The following is a 15110-nucleotide window of genomic DNA, read 5'->3' as shown; positions in this document are numbered from 1 at the left end:
CGTCGGTACTGAGGGAGGTCTGCCATGCGCATCCTGATCTGCGAGGACTCCGTCCTCCTCCGCGAAGGACTCGTGCGTCTGCTCGAAGACGCCGGCCACACCGTGGTCGCCGCTCTCCCCGACACGCACGGACTCGCCGAGGCCGTGCGGAACGAAGCCCCGGAGCTCTGCATCCTCGATGTCCGACTCCCTCCGACCTTCACGGACGAGGGGATCCGCGCGGCGCTCGAGCTGCGTGCCACGGATCCGGCACTCCCGCTGCTCGTGCTCTCGCAGTACGTCGAGGAGCGCTACGCCTCGGATCTCATCGCTGCGCAGGGAGGTCCGCTCGGATACCTGCTCAAGGACCGGGTCGCCGACGTCGCGGAGTTCCTCGCCTCGGTGCAGCGCATCTCCGAGGGAGCCACAGTGCTCGACCCCGAGGTCGTGGCTCAGCTGCTGACCCGCCGCAACCGCGACGACCGGATGATGCGCCTCACCGAGCGGGAGCGCACCGTGCTCGCGCTGATCGCGGAGGGCAAGTCCAATCAGGCGATCGCGGGGTTGCTCTTCCTCTCCGAGGCGAGTGTCGAGAAGCACATCACCGCCATCTTCCAGAAACTCGGGTTCGAGCCGGACGAGTCGGGCAACCGACGCGTGCTCGCCGCCCTCGCCCACATCGAGAACACCGGCGGAACCACTCCGCCCACCGGCCAGACAGGAGCCGCACGATGAGCACCGAACAGAACAGCACCCCGGACCAGGGGGCCGCGAACGACAGCGGGCACATTCCGCTCACCCCGCCTCCAGCGACTGCACCGGCCTCGGCGTCCTCGCAGACTCCGCCCGCGAATCCCGCCCCCGCCGATCTCCCGCCTACGGGTGATCGTACAGAGAAGCGCGGACCGGGCGTCACGGCGGTGCTCGTGAGCACGGCCGTGATCGGCGGACTCGCGTTGCTGGGATCCGGCGGCACCGCCGCGGTCGCCGCGACCGGAACGCTCCTGGCGGCATCGGACGAGCGGAGCGACTCGGTGCAGACCGTCGATGCCGAGGGGCTCACGGGAATCGACCTCGACGTGGATGCCGGGAACATGCGCATCGAGTTCGGCGACGTCGACGAGGCGGAGCTCTCGGTCACGAACGGGCGCAGCCCCGGCTGGACGCTCGAGAGACAGGGGGACGAGGTCGTGGTCCGGAGCCCCGAGTTCCGCTGGGGCTGGTGGTTCGGCGGCTGGTTCGGCGACGAGGAGTCCGCTGTGCTCACGCTCCCTGAGGGGTTGCGAGAGGAGGCGCTGGACGCGACGCTCATCCTCGATGCGGGGAGCCTCGACGTGGTCGGCGACTTCGGGGCGCTCGACGTGACGGTCAACGCCGGCGCGCTGGATGTCGAGGGCGCGGCCACGAGTCTCGCGATCGACATGAGCGCCGGGCGTGCCGATGTCGTGCTCGACGGCGTGGACGATGCGGACCTGAGCGTCTCGGCCGGAGACATGAACGTCGAGCTGACGGGTACGGCGCCCAGTCGCACCGCGGTCGAGGTCAGCGCCGGGTCGGTCGATCTCACCGTCCCCGACACCTCGTACGCGATCACCCAGGAGGTGAGCGCGGGGTCGCTCGATGCCCGCATCGACGAGTCGTCGAACAGCTCGCGGACCATCGAGGTCACGCTCTCGGCGGGCAGCGTGACCATCCGACCCGGCCGATGATCCACGTCGAGGGCGGGACACCCCCGGGGTCCCGCCCTCGATTGGGTATTTCCACGATTCTCCGGTAAAGTCTTGGAGGTTGACGGGGCTATAGCTCAGGCGGTTAGAGCGCTTCACTGATAATGAAGAGGTCCCAGGTTCAAGTCCTGGTAGCCCCACCCTGTAATTCAAGAAGTACCCTCACGGGGCCTTAGCTCAGTTGGTAGAGCGCCTGCTTTGCAAGCAGGATGTCAGGAGTTCGAATCTCCTAGGCTCCACACTGTGTTGAGACAGTTCGAGAAGGCCCCGCCATGTGCGGGGCCTTCTCGTTTCTCCCCCGGTCGAGGTCTCACTGCGGTGCGCGCCGGATGCGCACGGGACCCTTCACTTCCGCGAGACGCACCGGTTCGCCCTTCTGCGTGACCACGACGTCGCCCCGATCGGCCAGTTCCCCCGTGACGCGGCGCACGTCATCCAAGCGCGCCCGCCACGAGTCCCCACCGATCGTGCGCGCCACGTCGCTCGGGCAGATCGACGACTCGGTGCGCTTGCGGGTGAGGGCACGGATCGTGGCGGCGATACGGTCGTCGAAGGCCGGACCTGCGGACTCCTCCCACCAGGGGTGACCGCGCTCGCCGAGAGCGGTCTTCGCATCGTTCACGCGTGCGCGGGCATCCGACTCCCCGGTCTTCACCGCGCGGCGTGCGGCCATCAGCTCGTCGACGAGCTCCTGTCGGAAGGACTCGGGGATCGACGGGTCGGTCGCACGCCACTTCCGACCGTCGATCACGACATGATGGCCGTCCTCGGTGTGCGGAGGCTGCTCAGCAGACATGCGAGCAGTCTGCGTCACGTGGGCGGGGTCGACGAGGGCCTTGACCTCTCCGCATGTCGACGCCCCTGCTGGACGTCCACGCCCCGGCTGAGCGGCGTCGTTCAGTAGGGGCGTCGACGACCACACGGGGCGTCGGCGAACGGGCTCCCTAGCCCACCGCGAAGCGCTCGCGCGTCTCGGCATCCGCGGTGTAGACGACGAGCTGGATGTCGGTCTGGTCCGACGGGCGCATCTGATGGTGCTCGAACACGAGACGCCCGAGGGCCGGATGCTGGAACACGCGCTCACGCGACTCGAAACCGCCGACGCCGTGGCTCTCCCAGCGCTCGCGGAACTCCGGGCTCTCCTCGCGCAGTCGCCCGATCAGGTCGCGGTAGCGGGGGTCGCCGAGCCGCGGTCCGGCCTCGGCGCGGAACTCGGCGAGGAACCGGCGGCTGGTGTCGTCCCAGTCGTCGAGCAGTGAGCGCACCGCGGGGTCGGTGAAGATCAAGCGGAGCAGGTTGCGCTGCTCGGGCGGGGTCGTGGCGACGTTCGTGTACAGCCGTTCGTACGCTCGGTTCCAGCCCGCGATGCCCCAGTCGGGCGCGAGCGCGTAGGCCGGATGCTCGTCGAGGGCGTCGAGGAACCGCTGCACATGCGGGGGCGCAGTCTCGACCGGCTCCCCTCCCCCGGGGCGCTGCGGGGCGAAGCCCGCGAGCGTCAAGGCGTAGTCGTGCTCGGCCACCGTGAGGTGCAGCGCCGTGGCGACGGCATCCAGCACCTGTCGCGAGGGATTGATGTCGCGCCCCTGCTCGAGCCAGGTGTACCAGGTGACGCTCACGCCGGAGAGGAACGACACCTCTTCGCGCCGGAGGCCGACCGTGCGGCCGCGCCCGGCCGGTGGGAGTCCGTAGGTGACGCGGTCGAGCTGCTCCCGACGTGCGCGCAGGAATCCGCCCAGCTCCGCGCGCTTCTGCTCATCCGAGGTCACCTCACAAACCTAGTACTCCCACTACTAGTGTCAGCGCCGTCTTCCTCCTCCGTGCGCGCGAGGCCACAGTGGAACGATGCCGACTCCTCTTCGCTCCCGTACCGTGACCCACGGCCGCAACGCCGCCGGTGCCCGTGCCCTCTTCCGCGCCGCGGGCGTCAACGCCGCCGACTTCGGCAAGCCGATGGTCGCCGTCGCGAACAGCTTCACCGAGTTCGTCCCCGGGCACACGCACCTGCAGCCCGTCGGCCGCATCGTCTCCGACGCGATCAGCGCGGCCGGCGGCATCCCCCGCGAGTTCAACACCATCGCGGTCGACGACGGTATCGCGATGGGCCACGGCGGGATGCTGTACTCCCTCCCCTCGCGCGACCTCATCGCGGACTCGGTCGAGTACATGGTGAACGCGCATCAGGCGGACGCGCTCGTGTGCATCTCGAACTGCGACAAGATCACCCCGGGCATGCTCATGGCCGCGCTGCGCCTCAACATCCCGACCGTGTTCGTCTCGGGCGGTCCGATGGAGTCCGGTCGGGCGACGCTCGTCGACGGCAGCGTCCGCACCCTCGATCTCGTCGACGCGATCTCGGAGGCCGCGAACGACACGGTGTCGGATGCCGACATCCAGCGCATCGAGGAGAACGCGTGTCCGACGTGCGGGTCGTGCTCGGGCATGTTCACCGCGAACTCCATGAACTGTCTGGTCGAGGCGCTCGGCCTCGCGCTCCCCGGCAACGGCTCGGTGCTCGCGACGCACACCGCGCGCCGCGCGCTGTACGAGCGGGCGGGCGAGGTGGCGGTCGAGATCACCAAGCGCTTCTACGACGAGGACGACGCCTCGGTGCTGCCCCGCGCCGTCGCGAGCTACAACGCCTTCGAGAACGCCATGGCCCTCGACATCGCGATGGGCGGATCGACCAACACGATCCTGCACCTGCTCGCCGCGGCGCACGAGGCCGGCGTCGCGTTCGGTCTCGACGAGATCGACGCCGTGTCGCGTCGGGTGCCGTGCCTCGCGAAGATCGCGCCGAACCCGGCATACGGCCGGATGTACTACATGGAGGACGTGCACCGCGCGGGCGGCATCCCCCGCATCCTCGGCGAGCTGCACCGTGCGGGCGCACTCAACGACGACGTCTCGTCGATCCACGCCCCGTCGCTGACGTCGTGGCTGGACGCCTGGGACATCCGGCGCGACTCCGTCTCCGACGAGGCGAAGGACCTCTGGTACGCGGCTCCCGGCGGCGTCCGCTCCTCGAGCGCGTTCTCGCAGTCCGAGCGCTGGCTCGAGCTCGACACGGATGCCGAGAACGGATGCATCCGCGACGCCGCGCACGCCTACTCGGCCGACGGCGGGCTCGCGGTGCTCCGCGGCAACATCGCCGTCGACGGCGCGGTCGTGAAGACGGCGGGCGTCGACCCGTCGATCCTCGTGTTCTCCGGCCCGGCGGTCGTGTGCGAGTCGCAGGAGGAGGCCGTCGCGAAGATCCTCGGCAAGAAGGTGCAGCCGGGTGACGTCGTCGTGATCCGCTACGAAGGTCCGAAGGGCGGACCGGGTATGCAGGAGATGCTCCACCCCACCTCGTTCCTCAAGGGTCGCGGCCTCGGCAAGGTGTGCGCCCTCATCACGGACGGGCGCTTCTCGGGCGGCACCTCCGGGCTGTCGATCGGGCACGTCTCGCCGGAGGCGGCGTCGGGCGGCGTGATCGCGCTCGTCGAGGACGGCGACATCATCTCGATCGACATCCCGACGCGCGACCTCACGCTGCAGGTCGAGGAGGCCGAGCTCGAGCGCCGCCGCGCCGCGCTGCTCGAGAACGGCGGCTACCGCCCGAAGGACCGTCAGCGACCGGTGTCGCTCGCGCTGCGCTCGTACGCGACCATGGCGACCTCGGCCGACCGGGGCGCTGTCCGCGATGTCGAGGCGGTCGAGCGCGCGCTCCGCGAGCAGGAGCTGCGCGCAGCATCCGCGCTGGTCTGAGAGCGCGCCGGTTCCCCTGAGGACGGCGTCGGCCTGATCCCTGAACGGTCATACAGTCATCCACACCTGTGGATGAATCTGTTAACAACTCTGACCTGGGATTCAGGCAATTCCCAGACTGAGTGGATGCGCTTCCATAGGTGCTTCGTAGGAAGCGAGGCCGGGCGTGTCCTGCCATCCGACCCCGGAGGATGCAACCCCTTCTCGATCTCGACGCGACCGGCGTACCGTGCCGGGCATGAGCGAAGCGAAGACGATGATCAGAACAGAGGTGACCATCGACGGAGCCAGCTTCCTCCTCTCTCAGGACCAGGACGTGGGGGACCTGCGCCGTCGGATCGAGGACGCCGTGGAAACGGCCGGCACGTTCGTCGACATGACCGTGGTGGGCAACCGATCGGTGAGCGTGCTCGTCACGCCGCGGACGCATGTCACGATCAGCGTCGCGACCGTGGCGTACGACGCACGCGACACCGGCGACCTCGAGTTCCCCTGCGGCGGGTACTACGACCTCGTGTGAGCACGCACGCGCCGCCGACGTCAGAGCGGTGCAAGGGAGGACGCCGCGTCGTGCAGACAGGCGACGAAGGCCGCAGTGAGGGCGTCGTCGTCCGGCCGCATCCGCCGTGCCGCCACCAACCGGGTCGTCGGCGAACCCGCGAGCGGCACCACGGCGATCGAGGGTGGGGCGAGCTGACGCACGGACTCCGGCAGGATGCTGCCGCCCACGCCGGCCGCCACGAAGCCGAGCGCGGTCTCCTGATGCGCGACCTCCTCGACGATCTGGACGCCGCCGCCGTCCTGTCCGAGCACCTCACGCACCCGGTCGACGAATCCGGGCATGAGAGCGCGCGGGTAGGCGATCATCGGCACCGAGGCCGCTTCCGCGACCGAGACCTCGGCGCGTCGGGCGAGCGGGTGGCCCACCGGAAGGCAGAGCACCAGGCGCTCCTCGAACACGACCTCCGTGAGCAGGCGCGACGGCGACGAGCCGGCATCCGGGAACTCGTCGCGCACGATCCCGACGTCGATCGACCCATCGCGCAACCGGTCGAGCTGTTCGCCCGAGGTCAGCGGCAGGAGGGTGAGGTTCACGCGATCGCGGCGGGCGCGGAACAATCGCACGACCTCGGGGAGCACGGTGTAGTTGGCCGAGCTCACGAATCCCGCCGTGAGCTGTCCGGCGAGACCGTCGACGTAGTCGCGCATCTCGGCGCGCACGGCATCCACCTCATCGAGGATCCGGCGGGCGCGGGCCTGCAGATGACGCCCGGCCGGGGTGAGTGACACCCGGCGGGTGCTGCGCTCGAACAGGGGGAGGCCGACCTCGCGTTCGAGACGCCCGACCTGCACGCTAAGCGGGGGCTGTGACATGTGCAGGCGCTGCGCCGCCCGGCCGAAGTGGAGCTCGTCGGCGACCGCCATGAAGTAGCGCAGCTGACGGAGTTCCATGACGGCACGATACGTGCCCGGTATTACCGCGGCGTTACGGGCGCATTGCGAGCGAAACGCTATCAATTCGCGGCGAAAAACGTATTTGACCAGGGGTTGTCGCGCGGGTTGTCTGGTCTCATGCACGCCGCGCTGTTCCACGTCCGCACCCGACGATCCCGCGCGGGCGCGGAGTACCAGCGCCTCCTCGACGCGCTCAACGCCTCGGCGGTCTCGGCGGTCCAGGACATGGGATGGACCGCGTCGCTGCACGCGGCCGGATCCGACCCCGAGCACTCCCTGCGTCGCGCGTCTCGCGAGGCCGACATCGTGGTGCTGTTGGACGGGGACGACATCGACCCGTCCCTCTACGGACAGGGCGATCACCGACCCACCCGCACGCCGTACGAGCGTCGCGCCGACCGCATGCAGATCGCCGTGATCATGGATGCGGTGAGCCAGCGCCGTCCTCTGCTGGGCATCTGCCGCGGGCATCAGCTGCTGAACGTCGCGCTGGGGGGGACGCTGCGCCAGCACGTGTCGGGGCATCGGGGCGGCGGGGCCGATCCCTTCGTCGCGACGGCGGTCCCCGGCGTCGCGACGCTCGCTCCTGGACTGCAGCCCCCTGCGCTGTGCATGCACCATCAGGCGGTCGACGAGCTGGGGCGTGGACTGCACGCCGTGCTGCACTCCGACGACGGGGTGATCGAGGCCATCGCCCACGAGTCGCTGCCGTTCCTCGGGGTGCAGTGGCATCCCGAGCACCCGGCCGTCGCGCGGGCGCAGCTGACCGGGCTCCTGCGCGCGGTGCACCGTCGGGGGTCGGCGCGGGAGAACCAGCTCGTGCGGGTCAGCTCACGTCGCGCGTGATCGGCCGCTGTCCCTCCGATCTGGTCTCGCCGTCGGACGCCTGTGCGGTGCTGTCGTCCGCCGTCGGCGGTGACACGCCGAGACCCGGGGTCATTCGGTCGTCGAACGACGGGCGATCAGACGCATGGGCACCGTGACCGTCTCGACGGGGCGGGTGCGATCACCTAGACGCGAGACCGCGAGGCGTGCGGCCTGGCGACCGAGGGCCTCGACGTCGCCCGTGACGACGCTGACGCCCAGCACCCGCGCCCATTCCGGGTCGTCGAAGCCGATCACGGCGGGAGCATCCGCTCTTCCCGCGACCTCTTCCATGACGCCGAGCAGGATGCGGTTGTTCCCGGCGACCACGGCCGTGGGCGGTGCGTCGAGGGCGAGCAGACCCCGCATGCAGGCCCGTGAGGAGGCCACGTCGTGCGCGTCCGTGCGCAGCAGGTCGCGCCAGTCGGAGTCGACCTCGTCGAGCACCTCCCCCATGCCGGCGAGGCGCTGTCGGTAGGTGGGCAGCCAGGCGTAGTCGCCGATGAACGCGATGCGGCGGTGCCCGGCGTCGATCAGGTGCCGCGCGGCGAGGCGACCGCCCTCGAGGTTGTCGAAGACCGCCGAATCAGCGGCGAGGTTCTCGGCGGGACGGTCGACGAACACGACGGGGATGCCGCGGGCCTGCAGCTGCGCGTAGCCGCTGTGATCCGTCATGGCCGAGACCGTGATGACGGCCGTGGTCTGCCGATCCGCGAGGTCGCGGGCGACCCGCTTCTCCTGTTCGGCGGATTCGCGCGAGTTGGCGACGGAGAGGTGCATGCCCCGCGGGCGGATCTCGTCCTCGATGGCTTGCGCGAGCGCCGAGTAGAACGGGTTCGTGACGTCACCCGTGATGAGCCCTATCGAGTCCGCGAGGCGTCCGCTCGCGAGCAGGCTCGCCGCGGCGTTGCGCTGGTAGTCGAGCTCTGCCGCGGCCTCCAGCACGCTTGCGAGGGTCTTCTCGCTCACGTACGACTCTCCGCCGAGCGCGCGCGACGCCGTCTTGAGGCTGACGCCTGCGCGGGCGGCGACCTGCGCGAGGGTGGGGCGCACTGCGGCGCCGCCTTCTGGTCGTGACATGGAACCCCTTCGTGGCCCTCGCGGGCGGATAGCCCATTATGACCGGTGCGTCTTCGCGGATCGTCCTTCCCCACGACGACACCGCTGTGGTAGCGTCCTCAGCATATGACAGCGATGTCATAACCCAGACCACCACGACGCAGTGGAGTGAGAGGAACGACCATGAGGGTCCCCACCCCGAGGAACGCACGATCCCCCCGACGATCCTGGGCAGCCGCCGGGGTCGCGGTGACCGTGGGCCTGGCCATGCTGACGCCGATGTCGGCGACCGCCGCCGGCGCCACCGCCTTCGCCTCGTCCTTCGAGACCGCCGACGTCGCCCCCGTGCTCACCGGCACAGGTGATGCGATCAACGTCACGGGCAGCCGCTTCGCACCGGGAAGCGTGCTCGGAGGAGTGACGGCCGTGACGGCATCCGCCCAGAACACCCCCGGCGAGGCCGCCGCCTTCGCGGCCGACGGCAACGCCGCGACCAAGTGGCTCGCCTTCGCGAACACGGGCTGGCTGCAGTACCAGCTCGCCGAGGCGCAGCCCATGAGCAGCTACACGCTCACCTCCGGCAACGACGAGCCCGATCGCGACCCCAAGGACTTCCGCATCCAGGGTTCGAACGACGGCACGGACTGGGTGACCGTCGACGAGCGCAGCGGCGAGCTCTTCACCGGCCGGGGTCAGACGCGGTCGTTCACGCTCGCAGACCCCAGCGCCGAGTACCTCTACTACCGCCTGGAGGTGCTCGCCACGCGCACCCCGAGCAAGAACATCGTGCAGCTCGCCGGATGGGAGCCCATCGCCGTCGAGGGCGCGACGCCCGAGCCCGCCGACCTCATGCTGCAGATCGGCAGCGGTCCGACCAGCTCGGACACGGCGAAGACCGGGGTCGGCTTCACCGGCACCAAGGCCCTGCAGTACGTCGGCCGCCACCTCGACGCAGGCCCCGCCTCCTCGACCACGGTGCTGTACGACGACGTCGCGGTCGACGTCGCCGACGACAGCGAGCTCTCGTACCTCGTCTTCCCCGTGCTCGACGGCGAGCAGACGTACGCGGCCACCTTCGTCGCGGTCGACCTCACCTTCGACGACGGCACGCGGCTCTCCACGAGCGGCGCGGTCGACTCCTACGGCTACGGCGCGAACGCCCGCCAGCAGGGGCAGGCCAACGTCCTCTGGCCGAACCAGTGGAACAAGGTCACCGTCGACCTCGGTGCCTTCGCCGGCCGCACCGTGAGCGACATCCTCTTCACCTACGACCACCCCGGATCCGATGTGAAGGGCGTCGAGACGCCCACCGCGGCCACAGCCTTCAGCGGCTGGCTCGACGACGTCGAGATCGGCGCAGCCGCGCAGCTCGACACCACCGACGGCCTCGTGTCGTACGTCGACACGCGCCGCGGAACGAACTCCACCGGCGGATTCTCGCGCGGCAATAACCTGCCGGCGACGGCCTGGCCGAACGGCTTCAACTTCATCACCCCGATGACCAACGCCGACAACGTCGGCACGATCTACCAGTACCAGCGCGCCAACAACGCGCAGAACCTGCCCGCGCTGAACGGCATCGGATTCTCGCACCAGCCGAGCATCTGGATGGGCGACCGCAACCAGATCGCCGTGCTCCCCGCGGCGAACGGCAACCCCACCTCGTCGCTCAACGACCGCAAGCTCCCGTTCCACCACGAGAACGAGACCGCGCGGCCGGACATCTACAGCGTCGAGTTCGACAACGGCATCCAGACCTCCGTGACCGCCACCGACCACGGTGCGATCTACCGCTTCGAGTTCACCGGCGACACGAGCTCGATCCTCGTCGACCAGCTCGTGAACTCCTCCAAGCTGCAGATCAGCGGTGAGACGGTGTCGGGCTGGGTCGATGGCGGCTCCGGCTGGCCGGGACGCACGCGCATGTTCGTCTACGGCACGTTCGACCGGGCCCCCCTCACCGCGGGCGCGACCACGCAGGGCGACCGCAACGGCACCGCGCGCTACGCGGCCTTCGACACGAGCGGCGACAAGACCGTCGAGCTGCGTCTGTCGTCGTCGTTCATCTCGCAGGACCAGGCGAAGAAGAACCACGACTTCGAGCTGCAGGGCGTCTCGTTCGAGGATGCGCACGCCGCGGTCCGCGACGCCTGGAACGAGCGGCTCGGCGTCGTCCACGACGTCAAGGGCGCGACCGACACGCAGCTCGTCACGCTCTACTCGAGCCTGTACCGGCTGAACCTCTACCCGAACTCGCAGTTCGAGAACACGGGCTCCGAGGAGAACCCGGTCTACCAGTACGCGAGCCCCGTCTCCGCGACCAGCGGCGCGGCATCCGACACCCGCACGAACGCGAAGATCGTCGACGGCAAGGTCTACGTGAACAACGGGTTCTGGGACACCTACCGCACGGCCTGGCCGCTGTACTCCCTGCTCTACCCGGACGTGACCGAAGAGCTCGTCGACGGCTTCGTGCAGCAGTACCGCGACGGCGGATGGGTCGCCCGGTGGTCCTCCCCCGGCTACGCCGACCTCATGACCGGCACCAGCTCCGACGTCGCCTTCGCCGACGCGTACCTCGCCGGTGCGCTCGACACCGACACCGCGCTCGAGGCGTACGACGCGGCCGTCAAGAACGCGACAGTGCTCCCGGCATCCAACGCCGTGGGTCGCAAGGGCCTCGCTCAGTCGATCTTCCTCGGGTACACCGAGGCCACGACGCACGAGAGCGCCTCCTGGGGTCTCGAGGGCTACATCAACGACTTCGGCATCGCGGAGATGGCGAAGAAGCTCTCCGAGGACCCGAACACCCCGGCCGACCGCGTCGAGCAGCTGAAGGAGGAGGCGACCTACTTCGAGGCGCGTGCCGATCACTACGTCGAGATGTTCAACCCCGCAGCCGGCACCTTCACCTCGCGCAACGCCGACGGCTCCTGGACCTCGGGCGCCGAGTTCGACAAGAAGGCGTGGGGCGGTGCCTTCACCGAGGCGAGCGCCTGGACCTTCGGGTTCCACGCCCCGCACGACGTCGACGGCCTCGCGGCCCTGTACGGCGGGCGCCAGGAGCTGCTCGACGTCATGCACGACTTCCTCACCGTCCGGGAGAAGGCCGACTACTCCGGCATCCACGAGGCGCGCGAGGCGCGGGACGTGCGGCTCGGGATGCTGGGCATGTCGAACCAGATCGCCCACCACATCCCGTACGTGCTGGCCGAGGCCGGCGACCCCTCGGGCGCGCAGGCGCTGATCCGCGACATCCAGGACCGCCTGTTCGTGGGCTCCGACATCGGCCAGGGCTACCCGGGCGACGAGGACAACGGCGAGTTCTCGGCCTGGTACGTCTTCTCGGCGCTCGGCTTCTACCCGCTCGAGGTGGGCTCGGGCGACTACACGATCGGCACGCCGCTGTTCGACAGTGCGACGCTGTCGATCGGCGACACCGACCTCGTCATCAACGCCCCCGGAGCGTCGGAGGGTCGCGACTACGTCGCCGGCGTCAGCATCAACGGCACCGCGGTCGACGAGACGACCTTCGACGGCGACCTGGTGCGCGCGGGCGGCACGATCGACTTCACGATGAGCGAGACGCCCTCGACGTGGGGAGCGAAGGACCTGGGTGAGGAGCTCGAGGTCCCGACCACGCTCGTGGACGCGACCAAGCCCGGTCGTGGCGCGCTCGCCGCGGCCGACGGCACCCCCGTCGGCTCGCTCGTGGACGACAACATGAACTCGACCGTCACCTTCGCGGGCGACTCGGCCGAACTGGTCTGGGCCTCGCAGTCCGGCCCGGTGTCGATCGGGCAGTATACGCTCACGAGCGCGTCGAAAGCCGCGGCTCCCTCGAGCTGGACGCTGTCCGGATCGATGGACGGCACGACCTGGACCGAGCTCGACAGCCGTGAGGGCGAGACGTTCACGTGGGACTCGCAGACCCGGCCGTTCACGGCGCAGGGAGCGGGCGGTTACACGAGCGTCAAGCTCAGCATGAAGAGCGGCGGTGCCCCGCTCGCGCTGTCCGAGGTGGAGCTGTTCGCCTCGGCCTCGGCGGCCGACGGACTCTCGATCGCCGCCGGTGCGCCGCAGCGCGTGGCCGTCGGCACGGAGTTCACGGGCTCTCTCGCCACGATCGTCGGCACCGAGACCGAGGCCGCGGGCTACGAGGTCACGGTCGACTACGGCGACGGCGGCGAGGCGGCGGACGTCGCCCTTACCCGTGACGAGCTGGGCGGATGGAAGGTGAGCGCCCCGCACACCTTCACGGCTCCCGGCACGTATTCGGCGGTCGTCACGGTGCGGGACTCGAGCGGTGCGGCGGCTCAGGCCACCGCCACGATCGAGGTGTTCCGCGACGAGACCCTGATCGGTTCGTTCAACAACGTCTGCATCGGCGATCTCGGGGTGACCGCGGCGAACTGCGACTCGCAGGGGCACGGCTACTTCCGCGACAAGGTCAATGCCGACGGCTTCGTGCAGGGGCAGACCCTGACCGTGCCCGGCACGACGCTGACCTATGACCTGCCGGCCATTCCGGCCGGCGCGCCCGACAACATCACGGGCGAGGGACAGACCGTCAAGGTGTCGCTGGGCGCCGGCGCGACGCAGCTGTCGTTCATCGGCACGGCCACCGAGAGCAACCGGGACTCGGATGCCGTGCTGCACTTCACCGACGGCAGCACCCAGACCGTGACGATCAGCTTCGGCGACTGGGTCGGAGCATCCGGGAACCCCTACAAGGGCAACACGGTGCTCACGATCTCGGAGGGCCGACTCTCCGGCACCGTAGCGGAGTCGAGCGTCAAGAACACGGCGATCTACGCCACCGCCCCGATCACCCTCACGCTGGACGGCGGAGGGAAGCCGAAGGTCGTCGAGTCGCTCACGATGCCGAAGGAGCCCGGTTCGCTGAACGACGGACGCGTGCACGTCTTCGCGATCGCCTCGGACGGCGATCGCGCGGCGGCCGCTGATCTGGCCCTCACGCCCGGCGCGGTCGGCGAGCAGATCACCGGCGAGGAGTTCGACGCCACCCTGGCGACGGTCGTCGGCGGGATGGGCGAGATCAGCGCGGTCGTCAACTGGGGCGACGGATCACCCGTCTCCGCGGTCGACGTGGCGGACGGCGCCGTCGCCGGCACCCACACGTACGCGAAGGCCGGCGCGTACACCGTGACGGTCACGGCGGATGACGGTGTGAAGTCGGCCGCGACGCAGCTGACGATCACGGTCGCCGACCCGGTGCCGGTGTTCGAGCCGACGATCCAGGCACCCGCGCAGGCGGCACCGGGTGAGACGGTGACGATCACGGGTGAGGGCTTCGCCCCGGGCGAGAGCGTGGCGATCCGCATCGACGCCGAGGAGCCGGCGGTGGTGACCGCGGAGGACGACGGCACGATCAGCGGAGGCGTCACGGTCCCCGCGGGCGCCGTGGACGGCGATCACCCGATCGTGGCACTCGGCGTCGTCTCGAAGGTCGAGGCCCGCGCCTCGCTCCTGATCGTCGGCGACCCGACGGCACCGAAGAACACCTCGGTCACTCTCTCGGCCGGATCGGACGACCCCGTGGCAGGAGAGGCGATCGCCCTGATCGCGACGGTCAAGCCCGCGGGCGCTGCCGGACAGGTGGAGTTCCTCGAGGGCGAGGTCGTCGTCGGCTCGGCGAACGTCTCCGCCGGGATCGCGACGGCAGACGTCACGATCACGACCTCGGGCGCGCACACCTACACGGCGCGGTTCGTGCCCTCGGATCCGGACGCGTTCCGTCCGTCGACGTCGGCGCCGCTGACGATCGACGTGCGCAGCACCCCGGTGCTCAAGGCCGAGCTGGTGCTCGGAGTGTCGGTGGTCGTGCAGGGAGGATCGATCGAGATCTCGGGTCGCGGCTTCGCGGCCGGTGAGCTCATCACCATCACGCTGTTCTCCGATCCGATCCGCCTGGGCGAGGTCACGGCCGACGGCAGCGGAGCATTCCGCACGGTCGTCACGATCCCCGCGGACGCCCCGGTCGGCCAGCACACGCTGGTGGTCGAGGGCACGACATCCGGGCTCAGCGCGCAGGGATCTCTCACGGTCACCGCCGCGGCGGCGACGGGTGACGGGCTGGCCGGGACGGGTGGCGCCGCGCCGATCGCGCTGATCGTGCTGATGCTGGGCCTGCTCGCGGCGGGTGGCGTGCTCGTCGTACGGCGCCGCCGGACGAGCCGCACGGAGGCCTGAGCCACGGCATCCTGATCCGCCCCTTCCGGCCACCGGGAGGGGCGGTTCGGGATGCCGGATGCCGGA

At 69.9% G+C, this 15110-nt stretch carries 10 protein-coding genes and 2 tRNA genes; 8 read left to right on the top strand and 4 right to left on the bottom strand.

Annotated features, from left to right (window positions below; all coding sequences use genetic code 11):
- Positions 1–24: 24 nt before the first annotated feature.
- The 4 genes from MRBLMX7_RS10035 to MRBLMX7_RS10020 all read left to right on the top strand — a co-directional run bounded on the left by MRBLMX7_RS10035 (position 25) and on the right by MRBLMX7_RS10020 (position 1945).
- Positions 25–714, top strand: coding sequence for a response regulator transcription factor (locus tag MRBLMX7_RS10035; RefSeq protein ID WP_363368111.1), 690 nt, complete (start codon positions 25–27; stop codon positions 712–714).
- Positions 711–1688, top strand: a complete 978-nt coding sequence (locus MRBLMX7_RS10030; RefSeq protein ID WP_363368109.1) for a DUF4097 family beta strand repeat-containing protein — start codon at positions 711–713, stop codon at positions 1686–1688. The genes MRBLMX7_RS10035 and MRBLMX7_RS10030 overlap by 4 nt, the downstream gene beginning before the upstream one ends.
- A gap of 84 nt (positions 1689–1772) precedes the next feature.
- Positions 1773–1846 (top strand) — tRNA-Ile (locus MRBLMX7_RS10025).
- 26 nt (positions 1847–1872) lie between these two features.
- Positions 1873–1945, top strand: a tRNA-Ala gene (locus MRBLMX7_RS10020).
- Positions 1946–2016: 71 nt separating this feature from the next.
- Here MRBLMX7_RS10020 and MRBLMX7_RS10015 read toward each other — a convergent pair.
- Both MRBLMX7_RS10015 and MRBLMX7_RS10010 read right to left on the bottom strand, forming a co-directional pair.
- Positions 2017–2502 carry a DUF3253 domain-containing protein gene (locus MRBLMX7_RS10015; RefSeq protein ID WP_363368107.1) on the bottom strand — a complete coding sequence of 162 codons (486 nt, stop codon included), beginning with the start codon at positions 2500–2502 and terminating at the stop codon, positions 2017–2019.
- Positions 2503–2650: 148 nt separating this feature from the next.
- Positions 2651–3472 (bottom strand): helix-turn-helix transcriptional regulator, encoded by an 822-nt coding sequence (locus MRBLMX7_RS10010; protein ID WP_363368105.1) that lies wholly within the window; start codon positions 3470–3472, stop codon positions 2651–2653.
- Positions 3473–3548: 76 nt separating this feature from the next.
- Between MRBLMX7_RS10010 and ilvD the strand changes: the two genes are divergently transcribed.
- The gene (gene ilvD / locus MRBLMX7_RS10005) at positions 3549–5453 is read left to right on the top strand and encodes a dihydroxy-acid dehydratase (RefSeq protein WP_363368103.1); all 1905 of its coding nucleotides are present in this window, start codon (positions 3549–3551) and stop codon (positions 5451–5453) included.
- A gap of 238 nt (positions 5454–5691) precedes the next feature.
- Positions 5692–5973 (top strand): hypothetical protein, encoded by a 282-nt coding sequence (locus MRBLMX7_RS10000; RefSeq protein WP_363368101.1) that lies wholly within the window; start codon positions 5692–5694, stop codon positions 5971–5973.
- A gap of 20 nt (positions 5974–5993) precedes the next feature.
- On the opposite strand, the gene MRBLMX7_RS09995 is transcribed toward MRBLMX7_RS10000, so the two are convergent.
- The gene (locus MRBLMX7_RS09995; RefSeq protein WP_363368099.1) at positions 5994–6905 is read right to left on the bottom strand and encodes a LysR family transcriptional regulator; all 912 of its coding nucleotides are present in this window, start codon (positions 6903–6905) and stop codon (positions 5994–5996) included.
- Positions 6906–7025: 120 nt separating this feature from the next.
- On the opposite strand from MRBLMX7_RS09995, the gene MRBLMX7_RS09990 reads away from it, so the two are divergent.
- The gene (locus MRBLMX7_RS09990) at positions 7026–7754 is read left to right on the top strand and encodes a gamma-glutamyl-gamma-aminobutyrate hydrolase family protein (RefSeq protein WP_363368097.1); all 729 of its coding nucleotides are present in this window, start codon (positions 7026–7028) and stop codon (positions 7752–7754) included.
- A 90-nt stretch (positions 7755–7844) separates the two neighbouring features.
- Here MRBLMX7_RS09990 and MRBLMX7_RS09985 read toward each other — a convergent pair whose 3' ends face one another.
- Positions 7845–8852 carry a LacI family DNA-binding transcriptional regulator gene (locus MRBLMX7_RS09985; protein ID WP_363368095.1) on the bottom strand — a complete coding sequence of 336 codons (1008 nt, stop codon included), beginning with the start codon at positions 8850–8852 and terminating at the stop codon, positions 7845–7847.
- A gap of 162 nt (positions 8853–9014) precedes the next feature.
- Between MRBLMX7_RS09985 and MRBLMX7_RS09980 the strand changes: the two genes are divergently transcribed.
- Entirely contained in the window at positions 9015–15044 is a 6030-nt protein-coding gene (locus MRBLMX7_RS09980; RefSeq protein ID WP_363368093.1) for a GH92 family glycosyl hydrolase, read from the top strand.
- Positions 15045–15110 lie beyond the last annotated feature (66 nt).

This window comes from Microbacterium sp. LMX7-1.2 (genome assembly GCF_040675935.1).
Lineage (GTDB): Bacteria > Actinomycetota > Actinomycetes > Actinomycetales > Microbacteriaceae > Microbacterium.
This window is presented reverse-complemented; position numbering and strand designations above follow the sequence as displayed.